The sequence below is a fragment of the Actinoplanes sp. DH11 genome, assembly GCF_020873875.1.
In the GTDB taxonomy this organism is placed as follows: domain Bacteria; phylum Actinomycetota; class Actinomycetes; order Mycobacteriales; family Micromonosporaceae; genus Actinoplanes.
On the sequence record NZ_JAHWGU010000008.1, the window covers coordinates 227,166 to 246,378 of the forward strand.

Genomic DNA, 19,213 nt, shown 5'->3' on the forward strand with positions numbered 1-19,213 from the left:
TCATTTCCTTTCGTCAGTGGACGGTGGACAGGCCTGAGGTGGTGGCGGCGGCGCTGCGGGTGCCGCGGCCGATGCCGTCGTAGACCAGGGGGTTGGTGCGTTTGAGGGCCAGCCCCCAGAGGGTGCCGAAGGCGAAGACAGCCAGCAGGGCGATCGGGACGACCCGGGCGGGCCCGGTGCCGGGCTCGACGCCGAACAGGGCGGCGAGGTTGTCGAGCGCGAGCCAGGCGACGACCAGCAGGACCACGGTGGCGATCACCGGTGCGACGGCGCGCTGCCACAGCCCTACGCCGTGGGTGTCGCGGCGGAAGTAGGCGACCACGGAGACGGTGGTCAGGGTGTAGAGCAGGAGCACGCCCAGGCCGCCGGTCGTGGAGCCCCAGTAGAACAGCTGCACCAGCGGATCCCAGCCGGCCACGGCGTAGGCGATGAGCACGATCAGGGCCACCGCTGACTGGGCGAGGGAGGCGTTGCGGGGTGCGCCCTTGCTCGTGGTGCGGCCGAACGCTTTGGGCAGCACCCTTTCGCGGCCGAGGGCGAAGACGTAGCGCGCGATGGCCTGGTGGAACGCGATCGCCGCCGCGGCCGTGCCGGTGCCGAGCAGGATTTTGCCGAGGGTGATGGAGCCTTGCCCGAGCACGACCGCTGCCTGGTTGAAGAACAGGTTGTCGGCTTCGGTGGCCGCGCGCTCGAGGATCTGTGGCCCGCCGGCCGAGATCTGCACCCAGGAGGCGAACCAGTACACCGCGGCGATCGTGGCGATCGTGACGTAGGTGGCGACCGGGATGGTGCGCTCGCGGTCTCTGCTTTCCTCGATGTAGACCACCGACTGTTCCACGCCCGCAAAGGACGTGGCCCCGAGGACGACCAGCACGCCGAGGGTCGTGGCCAGCGCTGGCAGGTTCTGCCCGGACAGGTCGAGCGACATCGCCGCGCCGTTGAAGGCGAATCCTGGGCTGAGCATGATCGCGATGCTCCAGGCCGCGACGAGGACGGTCTCGGCGACGACGAGGCATACCAGGACGTAACCCGACACCCGGACCTCGTTGGCACCCAAGATCGCCACCAGCAGCCAGAGGAGCAGGGCCGGGATGAGCCAGGGCACGGTGAAGTCGAGCAGGTCGCTGAGCAGTGGGGCGCCGATCGCGGCGGCGAAGGCCCCGTAGCAACAGAGCTGGAACGCGTTGTAGGTCGCCAGTGCCAGCCACGAGCTGCCGACGCCGGCGGGCCGGCCGAGGCCGTGCGCGACGTAGGCGTAGAACGCTCCGGCGTTGGGGATCTGGCGGGCCATCGCCAGATAGCCGACCGCGAAGACCATCAGAATGGCGGCGACCAGCAGGATGGCGATCGGGAACCCGACCAGGCCGGTCGCGGCCAGGGACAGGGGCACGACCAGAGTGATGACGGTCAGCGGCGCGACGGACGACGCGATCGCGGAGCCGATGGCGAACGGGCCGAGCCGGTTGGCGGCGAGCGTGTGGGCCACGCTCGGGCCTCGGGGTCGGGATGGTGTGGGTGCACGCACCGCAGGTCTCCTGTAGTGAGGGGGTGAGCAGGTGGTAGGTCGCGGGAGGGGTCAGCGCATGGCGGCCTCCCCGATGGCGGCGTTGGCGGCGCGGAGCAGCTCCCGGGACATGCCGTCCAGGCGGTCGAGCTCATCGGCCAGCCAGGACAGCTGGCGGTGGGACAGGCTGTCCAGGGCCTGGTGATGCAGGCCGGTGGCCAGGACCAGCCCGGCCAGCATCAGCTGCGCCCAGTCCAGACGCAGGCCTCGTTGCGCGGCGACACGAAGCCGGCTCGCCGGTGTTCCCGCGACCGTGGAGTTGCGCGGGACGGGCCGCACCGTCCGGGGGCCCAGCAGCAGGCGCCGGTGTTCCCGCGTTCCCGTCAGGCCAGCGCGGGCGAGCCGGGTGAGGACGCTCGCCTGCGCCCGGCCTTCGTAGGCCAGGTACGACAGCCACTCGCCGAGATCATGGCCATGTCTGCGGTGCCGGTGCTCATCACTGGACTGCAGCGCCGCATACGGGCGGGGCCACGGCGGGGCAGGCACCGCCTGGACGCGTCGCTCCTCTTCCACCTGCATCGTGTCGAGCAGCGGCTGCAGCGCGGGATCGTCGCTGTACCCCTTGCGGCGCAACAACTCGCCCTCTTGCAGCTCAACGTGACCGTCGTGGATCAGCTCACCGATCAGCGCGGCTGCGAGGCCGATACCGAGGGGCCGGGCGCCGACGGTCGCGGTGAAGCGCACGTTGTCGTGCGCGGCGAGCCACAGATTGTCGGCGGGCCGCCGCGACTCAACGGCCGGCATGACGGCTCCGTCCACGCACCGAGGCGCCAGCACGCCGCGGAGTACCGGCCGCACCCCGCAGCCGGTGTCCAGAGGTGGACGGGCACGGCGCCAACCACGGCACGATGAATTCACCGCGCCCGCCCCTCTCAGCCGACTCCCGCAGGGAGCCGGAGCCTGAACACAGCCCTTGACCGCCGGGGATCGCGGTGCGACGGCGGCCGCCACAGCGGCGCCGCTCTCCGCGGCGGGCCGCTGCACCGGCGCTGAGCACCGCCCACCAGCCGGCGACGTCATCACCCGGCGCGCCAGCCCCGGTCGAGCTGTCTCGCTCGGTCGGCGAGCCGCCGCCGTGCACCAGCCCTGCTGCGCGGCCACGCCGCGGCGGTACGGTGGAGACCGACGCTGTCGCGCCGGCTCGTCGGATCTGGCTGGCGGTCACCCGGTCACTGGCTGGCAGCGTCTGTGCCGGAGATCGAAAGGCTGAGTCCATCAGGAAATATCCCCTTGCATGGTCGACCGATTACGGTTTCGGTCGAACGGATGCGTCGGTCCGAATTGGCCGGTCCCAGGTCGTGCGAGTCTGGCCGTGTTGGCTGTTCCTCACCTGCCGATTCCCCTCAGGGAGATCGGTGTGGCCGGTTCAGTGCCGCCATTAAATTTGGCAGAGTGATCGACCGTTGGGAATGGTGGCGACCGTACGGACTTGATGTACGGACTTTTACGAACAACACCAGCATCAAAAGCGCGATGACCTGCATTTATAGCGAGTCCAGGGGCATCACTTTGGGCGTTTTGTTCCTCAAAAAAATTGTGGTCGGTCACGTATCGGCCTATCGCGCGAGAGCACGGAAGCAGAAGGCAGACACCATTCGAGACAGCCTTGGCCGGCATCGGGATACCCTCAACCACCGTGGCAGCCTCGCCGGGCCGCGCGCCGGAGCAACCGCAGGAGTGACCAGCGTTTTCTCGGCAGGGGCCTAGACCTTCTCGCTCCGAAAGCCAGGGGGACGTGGACACCTGGGCGTCAGGCCGCCGCCCTGTGACAGATACGCTGGCACCTGCCAACGAAGCGGCTAGCGAACGTTGTTGCTCGAATAGCGGAAGGCGACTGCGCTAGCCGGGATCACGGGCCCAGGCAATCGCTTCTGCCGACCGGTAGACGAAACGCTTGGACAACCTGACAACCTGACAACCTGACAACACCGACACTGATGCCACCGGCATCAGGCATCGCCTCCTCGGCGCCGCCTCAATGACTCTCAGCAACTTCCTGGCAGATTGAGAGCATGGCGCGGCAGTGCTGGCAGTTTTATCGAGCCGTCCTGTAAATGAGAAGGGCAACGATCACAGCAAGGGCGATGGTCACGGCCCAGTAGCTGATAGCACGAAGGCGCTTGCGGCGCCTGCGAAAGCGCGCTGCACGCAACATTTCTAGGATCTCCTCAGTGTCCATCGCTGCGGCAGGAGGCATGGCGGCCGCGTCCCATGCCCGCACGCAGAGCCGGGCGACTTCACGATCGGTGAGCCCGCTCAGCGGGTGTACGGGCTCACCGCCATCGCCATCGCCATCGCGCATCACAGCGTCCTTCCGGTAGTGGAGCGTGGCAGCGTGCTAGGCGGGCTTGCGACCGACACCGCAGTACAGTCCAACCGCGGTATCCGGCAGCTGGCCGAAACGTGGCCGCTCGTTCGGCCTGCTGCGCCAGCGGTGAACCGGGATGATCCCGGGCGCGACGACGTCGAGACCGTCGAAAAACGTGGTGATCTCGGCGAGCGACCGAGGATAGACCGGGATGCCAGACGCGGCGATGACCGTAGGGACGTGGGCGTGCAGGCCGACCGGCAGCAGGTCGAGGCTGAAGTGGCTGAGGGCGATGCCACTGCGCGGCGGCAACGCCGCGACCAGCTCCCGAAGAACGGCGTGGGGCACGTCGTCGTCGGACAGGTAGTGCACGACCGCGGTCAGCACCACCCCGACGGGCCGGCGCAAGTCGATGCCGCCGTCCTGCACCGCCCGGCGGAGGATAGCGCCGGGGTCACGCAAATCGCCCTGCAGGACGGTGATCTGCCCATGGTCGGGACGACCAGTGAGCCGGGGCGGGGCCAGGGCGACGACCGCCGGATCGTTGTCGACATACACCACCGTCGCGTGGCGATTCCTCCACTGGATCCCGTTGTGCAGGTTCGGGCCGCTGGGATCGGGAACCGCCGGAATGCCGCAGCCGACGTCGATGAACTGGCCGACACCGGAGCTGGCGAGCTGGACCGCGGCCTGCCAGGCGAACTCCCGGTTGGCGTGGGCGGCCAGCCCGGCGGTCGGGAAGTAGTCGGTGATCGCGGTCGCCGAGGCCCGGTCGGCAGCGGTGTTGTCCTTGCGGCCGAGCAGATAGTCGTAGCGTCCGGCGCTGCGGGGCCTGGTGTGCTCGCTGCTGGCGGTCATCGGATCCGCCCCACGACGCCGTACATGCCGACCTGCTCCGCCAGCGGCTGCTGCGCCGCGTCGGGATCGGGGCGCCACGCGGTGATCGGGACGAGGCCAGGTTCAACGAGGGCGAGCCCGTGCACGAAGTTGCGGATCATCGCCGCGGGCCGCGCGCGGGCCATGACACGTCCGTCGGCATACATCTCCTCGTAGACAGCGGCGCTGCGGGAGTTGCTGAGGTCGGTCGTGGCGTGCGAGATCACCAGGGCACTGCCGGACGGCATCGGCGCCAGGAGCCGTTTGACCGCGGTGGCCGCGTCTTCGTCCACGCCGATGTGGTGCAACACCGCGCCGAGCACGATCCCGACCGGCCGGCGCGAATCGAAGGCCTCGCGGACCGCCGCGCTCCTGAGGATCGTCTCGGGTTCGCGAAGGTCGGCCTGCACGTGATCGACCCGGCCGGCGGGATCACTGGTGTGCAGCGCTCTCCCGTGTGACATCACGACCGGGTCGTGGTCCACGTACACCACACGACTGTCTGCTGCGATGCTCTGAGCGATCTCATGGGTGCAGCCGGGCCGGGGGATGCCGGCGCCGATATCCAGGAACTGCCGGATGCCGGCCTCGGTGAGGAACCGGACGGCGCGCCGCAGGAACGCGCGATTCGCGGCCGCGGCCGCCGCCACCATCGGGAACGCCGCGAGCACCTCCTCACCCATCACCCGATCCGCCGCGTGGTAATCCTTGCCACCCAACCAGTAGTCGTAGACGCCGTCTGACCGTGGACGTGACCAGTCGATGCAAGCGCTGGCTTGGGCATCGTGGCGGCGGCCTGCGACCAGGCGCGCCGATGCTCGGCGGCCGGCTGATCCGAGCGCGACGGTGCCGGGACGATCCGGGTCGGCGTCGGTGATCGCATCGCCGAACCGGGGATCGTAGAGGCCGAGCTCAGCGTCGGAGGCGGCGCGAAGCACGATGCGCAGCGCGGTCCGACGCTCTGCCCCCGGCCAGGAGGTGTATCCCAGCTCGACGTCCCTGATCCAGCGTTCGGTGACCTGCAGCGCCCGCCTACGGGGGTACAGGCGACTCAGCTTGCGGTTGACCGCCTCCGCCAGTTCGGCTCGTGACATCGAGCGTCCCACGTCAGTGGGGGACGAAAGATTCTGCCGATGGGCGTGGAACCTGTGGTTCGTCGCCATCGGACTCTCCTCTCGTGTGGGCGACCAGAAAATGACGTCATCGAAGTTCCGCACGGACCATCCCGTTCTTGCAGGTAACCGGCCAGTCCGGGCGCCTCGGGTGGCGAGGATCTACGGTGCCGAGGGCAGCGACATCCGGCGGGCCAGGCCCATCGCGTCACGGTTTCCGGGCGACTCCGGCCCAGTAGTACGCCGCCTTGGGGTCGGCGACCTCCTCGTCGGGGCGCCAGCTGGAGACCGGGACCAGGCCGGGCTCGAGCATCTCCCAGTCGCCGAAGAACCGGGCCACCTCGTCCTGGGCGCGCGCGACGAGCGTCATCCCGGCGCCAGTGGCCGCGGCGACGGCCGCGCTCACCTCGTCCGGGCTGAAGTCGGCCGTCGGGTGGGTGATCGCGAGCAGACTGCCAGACGGCATCGCATCACGCAGCACGGCCACGCTGGCCCACGGATCGTCGGCGTCGCCGAGCAGCATCAGGATCGCGATGAGCGTGAGCCCGACCGGCCGGCTGAGGTCGAGGGTGTCGCGCAGCACCCGGTCGCCGAGGATCGAGCGGGGGTCGCGGACGTCGGCCGAGATGTACTCGCTGCGGCCCTCCGGCGTGCTGATCATCAGCGCGCGGGCGTGCACCAGCACGAGCGGGTCGTTGTCCACATAAACCACCCGCGCCGTGCGGTCGAATCCCTGGGCGATCTCGTGCAGGTTCGGCCGAGTCGGGATGCCGGTACCGATGTCCAGGAACTGGCCGATGCCCTCCCTGGACACCAAGTCACGAGCGACCCGGTGCACGAACCTGCGGTTCTCACCGGCCATGTAACGCATCCCGGGGATCGCCTGCATCATCGCCTCGCCCACGGCCCGATCGGCGGCGAAGTTGTCCTTACCGCCGAGCCAGTAGTCATAGACGCGTGCCGAGTGCGGCACGGCGGGGTCTATTCCTGGCCCGGCGACCGTCCGGTCCGCGGGAGCGGTCATCCGGCACCTGCCAGTAGGTAGGTGGCCGGCAGCCATAGGTCCTGCCGCTCATCGACGGCTCGCCGCCGGACAGACGGACGGTGCTTGACAGAGTGGCTGCACAAAGCCTCGAACAGGGGGCTGACCGGAATCTGCCGATCAGCGTCGACGGTCTGCACGTAGGTGAACTCTTCGTGCGTCTCGCAACGGACTTCGACGGTATCGGCACCGACCTTCAGATAGATATCCGAGGCAGCAACCAGCACCGCAGGGACGGGTGGTGTCATCGCGAACTTCCCCTAACGAGCCGCGCGATCACGCGCGGTCACATAGCGATGGACAAGACGAGCGCCATGGCATCCGCAGGTAGCAAGCATGCAGACCGGCAGACAGACCGCAGATGTGTCACCAAGAAGTGGCACATTGAGCTGGCGCATGTCGGACGCCACCCTCATGACCCATCTCGGCGCCGGTGGTCCACGAACCCCACCGTTCCCGAGGCCATCCCGGTTACAGGTCGAAGCCGGGATTCAGCGACAGAATTGCGGGAACGCGCGGCGCAAACCGTAGGGGCGCGGACCATCATCCGCACCGTCGCGTGTCCACCATTAAGGAGTACCGGCTCGCCCTGCGGGCGGTACCCGCATTGCGTACACAGGTCGGTGAACGCACCTGCAACCGCGGTCACACAGCGCGCCGGGCGCAGTGGCGCCATGTCGTCCTCGGTGAGCAGGCGGGTGGCGATGCCGTGCCGCTGCCAACGGTGTAAGACTCCCAGGCCAGCTAGACGTAGGTGCGGGTGCGGAAGATGCCGCGAGTTCAGCGCAGTACCAACCTGGCTAAGTCGCTCATCGAAGCCGTTCCCGCCGGCCGTTGCCGAACGCGCCGGCCGATCAGCAGAGCCACAGGGCAGCCACAGTGCTGCGGCGATCACCTCGTCGCCATGCTCGACCATCCGTGCGGCACCGCCGCGGATCGCTTCCGCCACCCGGGCCGTGTAGTAGACGAAGAGGCTCTGTGCCCGAACACCGGGCTCCGGCTCCAGCCACCGGCCGAGCACGGAATCCAGCATCGTGGCCGCCAAGACCCCGGCTACCGCCCGGACGTCCCAGTACATGGCGTTTTTGAACGTCAGCGACGTCATCGTCATCACCAGGTCCGCAGCCTGTCGTGAGGTACGCCGGCGTACCAGCCTGTCCCAACTTGCAGCGTGTGGGAGGGCGATGAAGGAGTTGCTTCGGTGACACCCGCCGAAGCGGGTGTCACCGGCTCGCCCACCACCGCGGCCTGCGTATCGGCACCCGGCAGCGGGGAGAGTCCTGGGTGGCCCAGCGACACATGCTGCACCTTCCCGACGGGCATGAAGGCCCGAAGATTTACGGCAGGCGTGGCCACGCGCTGAGCCGGCAAGTTAGCGCCAATGGCTGTGCCGGATGAGTGCGCGGCTTCGACTCCAGCGGGTAGAGCAGGATGGTTTATCTTCATGATCTCCATTCCTCCTCGGAGACAACAAACGCGAACTCTCATGTCCCGTGAGCTAGTTGGCCACGATGGAACTTGCGTCAGCACAGTGACGTCCATGGCCGGCCTCATCAGAAACCCGACACGATGTATGCGTCGCAGACGTCACCCTTCGGTTGTGTGCTTCCACGATCAGCGACCGCAATGCCGTTGGGAAGACCAGAGAAGAGGGAATATAAGGGGAATTTAAAAGGGAACCAAAGGGGAACTACTACTCCTGACCTGCGCATACGCGCGTTTCACTCATGTCCTCAGCAAACTGGCAGGCGGTATGCTGCGTTACGATGCTGCCGTCGCGTCCGTGCGGTTTCCGGCTGGACGCTTGCTTAACCGGCGGAGGTAACGTTGCCGAAGGTCAGCCCCTACGTAAGCCGCCTTAGACTGGCGACAGAGATCGTTGACGCTCGCCGGCACGCTGGATACGGCACTGAGCGGCTGCAGCGAGAAACTGGCATCCAGCGACAGCGAATCAGCCACATTGAAAACGCGCGACGGCGCGTTGAAACAGAAGAGATCAAAGCGATCCTGCATGCGCTGGACGTACGCCCCGACCGCTTCCAGTTGATCATGAAACTGGCCGAGGGATCGGTTACCAGGGGCTGGTGGGAACGGTACGACGATGAGATGGGGATCCGGCAGGCGCGCATCGCCGACCTGGAGTCCGGCGCCGTCGAGATCTTCCAGTACCAGCCTTTCCTTATACCCGGCCTGCTGCAGACGCGTGACTTCGCCTCCGTTCGCGCAGAGGCTGACCACCCTGACGACCCCCGCCGGTTCTCGGCAGCCAGAATGCTGGAGGCCCGCGCACAGCGTCAGGCCATCCTTTCGGGGCCCGACGCTGTGCGCTACACCGTCGTCCTGGATGAGGCGGTACTACGCCGGCGTATCGCGCCACCGGAAGTCATGCACGAACAGATCCTTCATCTGATCAGTGCCGCACTCCACGAGCACGCCGTCACGATACGGATCCTGCCCCTGGCCGCCGGCCTCGAGAACTACATGCTGGCACGGGCTGCCTTCGCCCGGTACGTCTACGCCGACCCGCACGACCCGGTCGTTGTTACCGTCGACACCGATATCGAGGACACGCTCGTGACGGAGCCGGCCACGGTGTCGATCTACAACGATCTGTGCGACCGACTGCGCCGCGCAGCGCTAACCTCGGTCTTTCACTTGGGCGTTAGTCAATAGCCGATTATCGATGAAGAAGGATTCGCGTCGTATCGGCTGTTTCATGGGCATGCTGAATGCCCGGCGCGGGCCGGGTTCCTCCGTGCTGCTGGTCGGGGCGTGAGTTTCGCCGGTCAGCCGGTGGGCCGGGGTAACGCGGCGAGTTTGGTGAATGCGCTGGTCAGAGCATCGGTCCAAGGCCAGTTCGCGGCGATCGCGAGACGGGTCCGGCGGGCGGTGCGGGTGATCCGGGCCGCGACGTGAAGCAGCCGGTAACGCAGTTTCTTCGGTTCCGCGGTGGCCATGTCGCCGTCCAGAAGCAGGTTCCGGGTCCAGGCGAGTAGGTCGATGCCGGTCAGCGCGAGTTGGAGCCAGGCCTGGTTGATCGCGAACACGCGGGACGGGAACCGGCCGAAGCCGGTGTTCTTGCCGGTCCGGATGCGGTCCTCGACGCGGGCGTGGGCCCGGTGCCGGGCCTCCAGGAACTGGATGCTGCCGTTGCCGGGCGGGGTGTCGGTGGCCACGACCTGGTGCCGCCAGCCTTCGATGGTGTCGAACAAGCTCAGTTGGGCGCCGGGGTGTGGGCGTTCCCGGCGGACCAGGAACCGGGTTCCTTCTGGCCAGCCGGCCGCATCGAACAGACCCGTGATCTCGCAGACTTCGGCATGTTCGCGCAGGTCACCGCCGGTGTCGACGGCGGGGATCCAGCCGGTCACAGCCCGGATCGCCGCCCGGACCGGTTCGGTGATCGCGGTGCCGACACTGAATCGGATGTCCAGGTGCTGCTCGCGCAGGGACCGGATGCGGGCGAGAAACCCGTGGCTGGAGCCGGCCGAATCGGCGCGGAGCAGGATCGGGGTGCCGTGCCGGACCGCGTCGGGGATCTGGGCGAGGGCCTGGTCGAGGACGGTGATGTGATCGGCGGTGGTGTTCGACCCGGCCCGGCCTTCGCGTAGCAGGCCGGCGAGGGCTTCACCGGTGTTGTCCAGGAAGCACAGCAGCGGATGGAAACCGAACGTCTTCTTCCAGGTGCGGGTGGCCGATTCCTTGTCGGAGTGGCAGATCACGATGGTCGCGTCGATGTCCAAGACCAGGCCTTCGACCGCCTGGCCGGCGACGATCGGCTGTGGCAGGTCGCCGCGGGCGTCGGCGTGCTGGGCCCAGGCGATCTCCCGGGCCTGGGCCCTGGCCGTGCGCAGTTCGGCCAGCATCGTGGCTTCGAGCTGCGACAACAGCCGCCACGCGGTCGGGTCCGACGCGACGGGCCCGAACAAGGCCGCCTGGTCACGCAGCACCGCCAGATCGGCGATGGTCTCCCCGCCATCGGCGAGCATCACGGCGAGATCGACCGCGATCCGGCCCGGGTCGTGCCCGCGCTGCCGCCGCCGCAACCCCGCCAATGCCTGACTGAACGCGCTGGTCAAACCAGTCGTGTCAGCGAGATCGGCGAGCAGTCGGGCACCGGCGTGACCGACCACGCCCCGCCCGTCTCCGGTCACCATGATCTTCGGACGTGTTGCGGTAGCCTTCACCCAGCAAGTGCCTTCCGTGACAGGAAATCTGGACCCTCAGCAAGTCCTATTTTCCCTGATCAGAAGGCACTTCTGCGTTTCCGGTCCACTCCTTGGACAACCCGTAACGAAGGGCCGAGGCTAAGCCCAGAGGATTCGGTTGACTTCCTTGATGCTGTCGTTGATCAGGATCTGATTAGGAGATGAGGGTGCAAAACGTCCAGCGCAGGCCGTCCATCGCCGAGGCCGGCGTGTACCGGAATGCCGATCCACGGCCAAGAAGAGCCGGATCGCCGTACGGACGATATCCGCACCTTACGGCCACGGCCATGACGGCATCATCGGCCGCGAGCAAACAGCGCGCCAGCGCTGCAACACCCGCCAGATCTTCGGTGAGCAGCACGCTGGCGATACCGTGCCGCTGCCAACGCGGCAGAACCCCCAGTCCGGCCAGCCGCAGATGTGGCTGGCCTTCGTGCGCCTGCCTGGATGCGGCATCGAGCTCGCCGAGCTTGGCGGCGAACGCGCCGCCATCATGTGCGGTCACCGCGCGGGCGGAGCAGGGAGCCCCACAGGGCAGCCACAGCGCTGCAGCGATCACCTGATCGCCGTTCTCAACGATTCGCGCTGCACCGTACTGGATCGCCTCCGCCGTCCGGGCAACATGATGATGGAACAGCTGGCGGCCGCGGGCCACCGGCTCCGTTTCCAGCCAACGGCCCAACATCGTGGGCAGCGCGGCGGCCGCAAGCACACCCGCCAGGGGCCGGATGTCCCAGTAGGTCGCATCTCGGGTTGTCCACATCAGCGAGACACCGTCCCCGCGCCAGGAACAGGAGCGGGTACGCCTGCCCGGCTGGACCAACGCGCGGATTCGCTCGGCGGCCAAGCGCCGCGGCGGCAGGCCCCCAGCCCCCTGTCGTAGGCGGCGACGCCGACGAGCAGCCGCGGGCCATCAACGACCCGGGCTTCCGTGGTGCTGGGCTGCCCGGCGTGACGGGTGCTCGCAACGATCTCAGCCATGATCGGTTCCTCGCATCGTCTTGTGGCTGGCGGTCGTGCATCGGTCTCGGCATCTGGCCAGCAGTGCGGTGTGAGGCGCGGCACCGCGGTATCTGCAATTCGAGGTGATGCCCAATCTGTGTTGCTCCACAATCGCCTCTGCATGAGGCGAGAGGAATCCCTGTTTCACGGGAATCGACGGGAATTTAAAGGGGAATCGGCGCGGGAATTATGCGTCCTGAGCTGCGAAAACGTCAAGGAGGTCCGCTCCTGAGGGTCTGGCTGCGTTTCGGCGGTGGGTTACGATGCCGCCATTGCCGCTTCTCGTCGAGCGGCGCAATCAAATGCGGCGGAGCAGGGAAGGTCGCGTTGTGAACTTCAGCCCGTATGTGAATCGGCTTTGGCTTGCCGCGGCGATCCTCGATGCGCGCAAACAAGCTGGCTACACGACTGACAGGCTGTCGCAGGAGACCGGTATTCAGCGGCAGAAGATTAGTCACATCGAGACCGCCAATCGGCCAGTCGATCCTGCGGCCATCCGCCTCATCCTGGATGCCCTCGGCGTTGCGGCAGCTAGCCACACCAAGATCATGCGAGCGGCTGAACGTTCCGCAGCGCAGGGCTGGTGGAAGCGCTATGACGACGAGATGGGCCCGCGACAGGCACAGACCGCCGATCTGGAAGCCGGCGCCGCCACGATCTTCGAGTATCAGCCGTTCATCGTTCCCGGCCTTCTGCAAACGCCGGACTTCGCGAAGGCTCGTGCCGAAACCGCTCACACCGCACGATCTCGCCGGTTCTCCACGGCCCGCGACTTGGAGGCTAGAACGACCCGCCAGGCAATCTTGTCAGGAGCCGCGGCTACACCCTATGAGGTGGTCATCGACGAGATAGCGCTGCTTCGGCGTTCGGTCACGGCCGAGATTATGCACCGGCAGATGGAGCACCTGATTGGCGCAGCGCTGAACCTGCGGGCGGTCACCGTCCGCGTCCTCCCGCTTGATACCGCCTTCACCTCCCGCCAACAGGCCCGCACCGCCTTTTCGTACTACACCTACACCGACCCCGACGACATCGAGATCGTCACCGTCGACACCAACATCGACGACATGATCCTCACCGAGCATGACCAGGTGAAGGTTTACGCCAGCCTGCGATCCGAACTTTGTCAAGACGCACTGAACGCAGCCGATTCCCTCGAACTCCTCACTGCCTTGGAGCAGGAGCACTTAACAAGGAGATAGCCATGGAGCCCACTGCAGCAACGCCAGTCTCGCGCCCGATGGGGACGTGGTTCAAATCCCGGCGTTCAAACCCCGCATCCAATTGCGTCGAAGTTCGCTACCTCGCCGGCGGCCGGGTGGAGGTACGCAACTCCAAGCGTCCGGATGCCGGGTCGCTGATCTTCACCGACGAAGAGTTCGACGCTTGGGTCGGCGGAGCCAAGGACGGCGACTTCGACCGCTAACGCCAGCAGGAACGACCACACCGATGTGTGGCCTGCTCCGGCCGACAGCTTGCGGGTCTGGCAGGCCACTCAGCACCATACGTATGCCTTGCTCGTAGCATCCCCTACCCCGCGCGCAGGAAGAGACGGCGATGCCCGAGTCGGACGCGGTACCGAACGAGCGGTTCCGGGAGGCACGCATCCGGCTGTTCGGCAGCAGACAGGCCCTCGCCGACGCCGTGAACCAGCTCGTCCCGGACGCCTACCGAATATCGGACAACGACATCGGCAAGATCGAACGTGGCCAGGTCACCTGGCCGCGCCAACCACGTCGCGACGCATACCGGCAGACACTGCAGGCGGCCACGGACCAAGATCTCGGCTTTTTCGATCGTCGAGAGCAGCAGCCGGGTGCCGGACAGTCCCTGACGCGCCACGCGGCGGGGAACTTGGCTCTGCTGACCCAGCATCGGGTACCGACCAGCACGGGCGCCGTGCCGAAGCAGGTTGTCAATCAGCGGCTCGATGGTGAGATCCTACGCAGAGCGCCTTGGGAGATCGCGCTGACCGAAACCCAAGGAGGACGGCTGTCGGCAGATGCGACGACTCACGTGCTGGCAACCCCGGCTGGGCGAGCTCTGCCGGGGTTGGAGATACCCGCACAACTGCATCCCGCCGTACACAACGACAAGATCGTCGTCCAGATCCCCGCCGGGTACGCCGCCGACCCGTTCCTGCATCGACCCGGCAGAACCCTGGTTGTCGGCCAGACACTCGCCGACGACCCGGGCGCCTACCTGCTCGACAGCCGACACGCGCGTCGGATGCTGCGGGGCGCACCACTCGACGCCCGACTCATCGTGCCGTCCGCGTATCGGCTCGACGAGCTAACCTACGCGCTGCTGTGGGCCGTCGCGAACTTCGACGCCGAGCTGCTGGCCGATGACGCTGCTCTCGCCGCCGGCCTACGCGACGCCGCCAGCTACACCGCCTTGCGCCGATCAGCCGCCAGCCGCGACATCGCCACCGACCTCAGCCCGGCCAGCTTCATGTGGCTCGGATCGCAGTTCTGCGCCGATCACATCCTGCGCCACGCGAGCGACCTAACTTCCCCACCTCTGTTCTGGACCCGGGAACAAAGCGGGGAGCAGGCCGCGGCCTGGCTGCTGTTCACGCACAAGCACGACTATCTACGCGCAACCGCCACAACCGGCGGCGGGGCGACCCGAGTGTTCTGCGTACCCGAAGCCGCCGTGACCTCTTCGCCAGCCGGCGAACGCGCCCTACTGTTGCTGGCCGTCGCCTTGATGGAATCGCACGGCATCACCACGACAACCACCGACACCGCCGAACTGGCGGCCATTCCCGGCTTCGTCCTGGACCCCGAGAACACCGCCATCACCGCGACCTGGATCGGCGCCGACGGGATCTGGTACGTCGATGTCACCGACAACCACGGCACCCTGCGCGAATACACCGACGCAGCCGGACACGCCGCCCACCACTCGGTCACCGCGGCACCGACACCGACCCTGCGCCTGCGGCACCTGGCCGACTATCTCGACCTGGACTGGGCCTGGCTCAGCGTCCGTTGCCGGGAACTTGGCGCAGCCGGCACCAGCGGCATCGCACAACCCCGCAGCCGACTTTTGTCGCTCGACGGCGTCGACCGTGCGTGCCGATTCGTCGCCGCCTGCGCCGGCGACCGCGATTAGGCTACCCACGCAGCGCCCGACCGGAAGGACCCACAACGTTGTCCGAACCCGTCACACCGTCCCCGCGCCCGCGAGTCGTGGTCATCGGGCTCGGCGGCACCATCGCCATGACTCGAACCGGAGGCGGCGGCGTCACGCCCACCCTGTCGGCCCGTGACCTCATTGATGCCGTGCCCGGCCTCGCCGACACCGGCATCGAGGTCCACGCGCTGTCTCTGCGCAACCGACCGGGTGCTTCGCTGACCAGCGAGGACATCCTCGAACTCGCCGAGACGCTCACCCAGCACTTCGCTGGCGGTGTCACCGGTGCGGTCATCACCCAGGGCACCGACACCATCGAAGAAACGGCCTACCTTCTCGACCTGCTCCACACCGGCGCCCAACCGATCGTGGTCACCGGCGCCATGCGCAACCCCACTTTGGCCGGCGCCGACGGAGCGGCCAACTTGCTCGCCGCAGTCACGGTCGCGGCATCTCCTCAAGCCCGAGAACTCGGCTGCGTCGTCGTACTCGCCGATGAGATCCACGCCGCCGCACGGGTCCGCAAACGCCACAGCATGAGCACCGCCGCGTTCGTCTCACCAACCGGCGGCCCTCTCGGCTACCTCGCGGAAGGGCAACCCCGCATCCTTAATCGGCCCTCCCACCACGCCACCCTCACCCGCCAGCTGATCGATCGCCCGCTACCACGGGTCGGAATCCATACCGCGACGCTCGGCGACGACGGCGCCCTGCTTCCCCTTCTGGCCCGTGATCTCGACGGCCTGGTCATCGCCGGCTTCGGCGTCGGCCACGTCCCCGACACCTGGGTCACCCACCTGGAAGACGCCGCAAGCCGCATCCCGGTCGTCCTCGCCTCCCGCACCGGAGCCGGCTACACCGCAACCAGCACCTACGGATTCCCCGGGTCCGAACGAGACCTACTCACCCGTGGCCTCATCCCCGCCGGCATCCTCGACCCGTACAAGGCACGTCTGCTGCTTCAGCTGACACTCGCCTCCACCAGCAGCCACGCTGAAGCACTGGCCGCCTTCACCACCATGAGCCAGGCAGACGACACGCCACCGTTTAGCGGCGCAGCCACTCCTTACCGCGAAGCGGTGCCGCGATGACACGTAGCTGGCAGGCCACTGTCGGACGGACGATCGTCGCGGTCTTCGACCACGGCGACGACTTCTACACGGCCCTCGACGAGGTCTGCACCGAGTACGGCATCCGCCAGGGCTACATCCCCATGTTCATCGCGGGCTTCGCCACCGCCGACCTTGTCGGCACCTGCGAACGCCTCGCGAACCCCCAGGCGCCAGTTTGGTCGAAGGTCCAGCTGTCCAACATCGAAGCTGTCGGTGGCGGAACCCTCGCCTGGGACGAGGCTGCGGACCGGGTAGCACCCCACATCCACGTAGCCGTCGGCCTCAAGGAACACAGCGCCACGGGTCACACCAGCCACCTACTCAACGCGACCGTGCAATTCCTCACGGAGATAGTCATCGTTGAGGTGACTGCTCCCCCAACATTTCGTAAGAAACAGCCGGATCTCTATGACGTGCCATTGCTTCGTACCTGATCGTTGAGCGACGTCCATTGACCCGAACCTTCGGTAGCTCGGGTCCAGGGTGATAGGGGACAACGGTGTCTGAGTCGGGAACAACGCCGAATTCGCCGTTTCGCGACGCCAGGCGGAGGCTATTCGGAAGCAGGCAGGCCCTCGCCGATGCCGTCAACCAGCTCGTCCCGGACGCCTACCGGGTATCGGACAACGACATCGGCAAAATCGAACGCGGCCAAGTCACCTGGCCGCGCCAACCGCGTCGCGACGCATACCGGCAAACGCTGCAGGCCGCCACTGATGAGGATCTCGGCTTCTATGATCGTCGACAGCATATGTCATCCGCAGGTGGCATGGCGCCGGATCGAGCGGCGGTCTACGGTGGCAGCAGCCCGGCCCGCGGCTCTGCAGCCAGCTTGGCATCGGTAGCGCACATATCTGCAGTGCAGGAACTAGATTGGCCCGCAGCAGGCTCCGTAAGACCGGCCAGCCAGGCAGACACTGTCGTCACGACACCGCAAAAGCGGCAGTCAGAACTCCTGGCCAAGGTCAGCCACACGGTTTCGTCTGTCACGTCGCTCGCGATCGGTGACGACTCATATCGTGAGCTGGTAGCTGATTTAGTCAGGTGGGCAAGATCCATGAACAGGCGTGAAGTGCTGCAGTGGCTGACTTGGGCGGCTGGCACGGCTGCCGCGTCCCTGGAGCTGTTCGACAACCTCGACCCAGACGAGCGGGCCCGGACCGCTGCTGCGCTCGTTCAACCAGAGCGCGTCGATGCAACGGTTATCAGACACATCGACGACATCCTCTGGCGGTGCATGCGCCAGGACGATGCCCTCGGGCCACAGGCGGCGTTGAACACCGTGCTGGCGCAAAGGGAACTGGTGCAGGGCCTCCTGGTCGGTGCTGGTCCGACGTACCGTGACGCATTGCTGAGTCTGTTAGCGAATCTGTCCCGGTTCGCCGGCTGGCTGTCGTTCGACCTCGGTAACTTCGACGCGGCCAGCGTGTATTACGAGGCTGCCCGAGCGGATGCGCACGAGGCCCGCAACACCGAGTTGGGTGCGTTGGTGCTGTGCAATATGAGCCATTTGGCTACCTGGCGCGGGCAACCGCGGGTGGGTATCGATCATGCGCTGGCCGCTCAAGGTTGGGCGGCGCAAACTAAGGACCATCGATTGCGGGCGTACGCCTCGGACGTGGCCGCCCGTGCGTTCGCCGGCGATCGGCGTGACCAGGCAGCCCGAAACGCCTGGGAGACTGCGGAACGGGAAATCGGTGAAGCGCGAGGCGAATCGCGGTGGGCGTACTTCTTCACTGCTGGGCAATTAGAAAGCACGAAGGCGGTGTGTCTGCTGTCGCTGGGTCAGGCTGAGGAGGCCGCCGTGGTCGCCCAGGCGGCGGTGGAAGGAATCGACTCGTCGTTCGTGCGTAACCTCGGCATCTCATCGACGTACCTGGGAATCGCTCGGCTGAATCAGTGCAAACCGGATGTTGCCGCTGGGGCGGCCGCGCTGGCGGACGCCGTCCAATTGTCCGCCCATAACCGATCGGTACGGCTAGTGCAGACACTGCAAGGCGGGCTGCGCCAACTGGAACGGTGGCACGATGAGCCGGCGGCAGGCGAGACGCTGGCACTCGCGCGTTCCTATCACCTGGTCTGACGCAAGTCGTCCAGGGAGTCGCGGAGGTAAACGTCGAACAACGGTGCCGCTGCTGTGGAACCGCCTTCCATCTGGCCGACCTGGCGCCAGCCCCAATGCTGATAGATGGCTTTGGTGTCGGCCGCAGTCGGCTGGACCGTGAGCGTGGCACGCTGCTCGGCTCGGCTGGCCAGCAACTGGTCATGCAGCGTCTTGCCCACACGGTGACCGCGTGCCGCCGGCAGGACCGCGAAGTCGAAGAGCATGAAGGTCCTGCCCGGCCATTCCCGGGTGGTCTCGTCTGGCAGCGGCCCGGTTACGTTACTCCAGCGCCGGGTGGTGGCCGGCAGCGTGAACCCGTAGGCAAAGCCGACTAAGTCCTGGCGCACCAGAGCCACTGTGATCCCGAAGCTGGGATCAGTCAGCAACTGATCAAGGCGTTCCCGATGCAGCACAGATTCATCGTCGCGCCAGAAGAACGGCGGCCGCGAGAAAACCTCGTCGTAGACCGTACAAATGGCGTCAAAATGCGCGGCCGCGAGATCGGCGTGTCCGCCGTGAGTGGTGACCTCATCGAGCATGTTCGTCAGCATACGTTGGGCGCCAGGAACCCCCACAGGCTCGACGCCCTAACGGTGGTGGAACCTCGGGGAGGTCGGTGTTTCCCCAGGCAAGAGGGCACCTTTCCTTTCTCCGTTCCCACATAAATTCCCGAGAGATTCCCGTTTGAACGGCGTTCCTATGCGTAGGTGTGGATGTGAATGTGGAGGTGCAAGTTGTATTGATCGG

General features: G+C 66.7%; 18 protein-coding genes. 8 read left to right on the top strand and 10 right to left on the bottom strand.

Translation table 11 applies throughout. The features are described from left to right. Window positions 1–13: 13 nt before the first annotated feature. On the bottom strand, window positions 14–1,486 hold the full coding sequence (locus LPA41_RS14265; RefSeq protein ID WP_229070841.1) for an APC family permease: 1,473 nt from the start codon (window positions 1,484–1,486) through the stop codon (window positions 14–16). A gap of 90 nt (window positions 1,487–1,576) precedes the next feature. After that, window positions 1,577–2,308: a GPP34 family phosphoprotein gene (locus LPA41_RS14270; RefSeq protein ID WP_229070842.1), complete on the bottom strand. Its 732-nt coding sequence runs from the start codon at window positions 2,306–2,308 to the stop codon at window positions 1,577–1,579. A gap of 648 nt (window positions 2,309–2,956) precedes the next feature. Here LPA41_RS14270 and LPA41_RS14275 point away from each other — a divergent pair. Further along, complete coding sequence (locus LPA41_RS14275) at window positions 2,957–3,271, top strand: hypothetical protein (RefSeq protein ID WP_229070843.1); 315 nt, start codon at window positions 2,957–2,959, stop codon at window positions 3,269–3,271. 631 nt (window positions 3,272–3,902) lie between these two features. On the opposite strand, the gene LPA41_RS14280 is transcribed toward LPA41_RS14275, so the two are convergent. The 5 genes from LPA41_RS14280 to LPA41_RS14300 all read right to left on the bottom strand — a co-directional run bounded on the left by LPA41_RS14280 (window position 3,903) and on the right by LPA41_RS14300 (window position 8,007). Further along, complete coding sequence (locus LPA41_RS14280; RefSeq protein WP_229070844.1) at window positions 3,903–4,730, bottom strand: SAM-dependent methyltransferase; 828 nt, start codon at window positions 4,728–4,730, stop codon at window positions 3,903–3,905. Next, window positions 4,727–5,911, bottom strand: a complete 1,185-nt coding sequence (locus LPA41_RS14285; RefSeq protein WP_229070845.1) for an SAM-dependent methyltransferase — start codon at window positions 5,909–5,911, stop codon at window positions 4,727–4,729. Before LPA41_RS14285 ends, LPA41_RS14280 begins: the two co-directional genes overlap by 4 nt. A gap of 157 nt (window positions 5,912–6,068) precedes the next feature. Continuing rightward, a complete protein-coding gene (locus LPA41_RS14290) occupies window positions 6,069–6,884 on the bottom strand; it encodes an SAM-dependent methyltransferase (RefSeq protein ID WP_229070846.1) in 816 nt (271 codons plus the stop codon). Then, window positions 6,881–7,150 (bottom strand): hypothetical protein, encoded by a 270-nt coding sequence (locus LPA41_RS14295; RefSeq protein ID WP_229070847.1) that lies wholly within the window; start codon window positions 7,148–7,150, stop codon window positions 6,881–6,883. The genes LPA41_RS14290 and LPA41_RS14295 overlap by 4 nt, the downstream gene beginning before the upstream one ends. Before the next feature lie 164 nt (window positions 7,151–7,314). Continuing rightward, window positions 7,315–8,007: a hypothetical protein gene (locus LPA41_RS14300; RefSeq protein ID WP_229070848.1), complete on the bottom strand. Its 693-nt coding sequence runs from the start codon at window positions 8,005–8,007 to the stop codon at window positions 7,315–7,317. Between the two features lie 722 nt (window positions 8,008–8,729). Here LPA41_RS14300 and LPA41_RS14305 point away from each other — a divergent pair. Further along, the gene (locus LPA41_RS14305; RefSeq protein WP_229070849.1) at window positions 8,730–9,575 is read left to right on the top strand and encodes a Scr1 family TA system antitoxin-like transcriptional regulator; all 846 of its coding nucleotides are present in this window, start codon (window positions 8,730–8,732) and stop codon (window positions 9,573–9,575) included. A 113-nt stretch (window positions 9,576–9,688) separates the two neighbouring features. On the opposite strand, the gene LPA41_RS14310 is transcribed toward LPA41_RS14305, so the two are convergent. Continuing rightward, window positions 9,689–11,086 (bottom strand): IS1380 family transposase, encoded by a 1,398-nt coding sequence (locus LPA41_RS14310; RefSeq protein WP_308036556.1) that lies wholly within the window; start codon window positions 11,084–11,086, stop codon window positions 9,689–9,691. Window positions 11,087–11,261: 175 nt separating this feature from the next. Continuing rightward, on the bottom strand, window positions 11,262–11,870 hold the full coding sequence (locus tag LPA41_RS14315; protein ID WP_229070851.1) for a hypothetical protein: 609 nt from the start codon (window positions 11,868–11,870) through the stop codon (window positions 11,262–11,264). Between the two features lie 511 nt (window positions 11,871–12,381). Here LPA41_RS14315 and LPA41_RS14320 point away from each other — a divergent pair. From LPA41_RS14320 to LPA41_RS14345, 6 genes are all read left to right on the top strand, one after another. Next, window positions 12,382–13,311, top strand: a complete 930-nt coding sequence (locus LPA41_RS14320) for a helix-turn-helix transcriptional regulator (protein ID WP_229070852.1) — start codon at window positions 12,382–12,384, stop codon at window positions 13,309–13,311. A gap of 2 nt (window positions 13,312–13,313) precedes the next feature. Then, entirely contained in the window at window positions 13,314–13,535 is a 222-nt protein-coding gene (locus LPA41_RS14325; RefSeq protein WP_229070853.1) for a DUF397 domain-containing protein, read from the top strand. A 131-nt stretch (window positions 13,536–13,666) separates the two neighbouring features. Continuing rightward, window positions 13,667–15,229 carry a hypothetical protein gene (locus LPA41_RS14330; RefSeq protein WP_229070854.1) on the top strand — a complete coding sequence of 521 codons (1,563 nt, stop codon included), beginning with the start codon at window positions 13,667–13,669 and terminating at the stop codon, window positions 15,227–15,229. A gap of 38 nt (window positions 15,230–15,267) precedes the next feature. Then, complete coding sequence (locus LPA41_RS14335) at window positions 15,268–16,341, top strand: asparaginase (protein ID WP_255689668.1); 1,074 nt, start codon at window positions 15,268–15,270, stop codon at window positions 16,339–16,341. After that, window positions 16,338–16,796, top strand: coding sequence for a PPC domain-containing DNA-binding protein (locus LPA41_RS14340; protein WP_229070855.1), 459 nt, complete (start codon window positions 16,338–16,340; stop codon window positions 16,794–16,796). The genes LPA41_RS14335 and LPA41_RS14340 overlap by 4 nt, the downstream gene beginning before the upstream one ends. 65 nt (window positions 16,797–16,861) lie before the next feature. After that, entirely contained in the window at window positions 16,862–18,445 is a 1,584-nt protein-coding gene (locus LPA41_RS14345) for a hypothetical protein (RefSeq protein ID WP_229070856.1), read from the top strand. Here LPA41_RS14345 and LPA41_RS14350 read toward each other — a convergent pair. Further along, on the bottom strand, window positions 18,433–19,005 hold the full coding sequence (locus LPA41_RS14350) for a GNAT family N-acetyltransferase (protein ID WP_229070857.1): 573 nt from the start codon (window positions 19,003–19,005) through the stop codon (window positions 18,433–18,435). The genes LPA41_RS14345 and LPA41_RS14350 overlap by 13 nt on opposite strands. Between the last annotated feature and the right edge of the window lie 208 nt (window positions 19,006–19,213).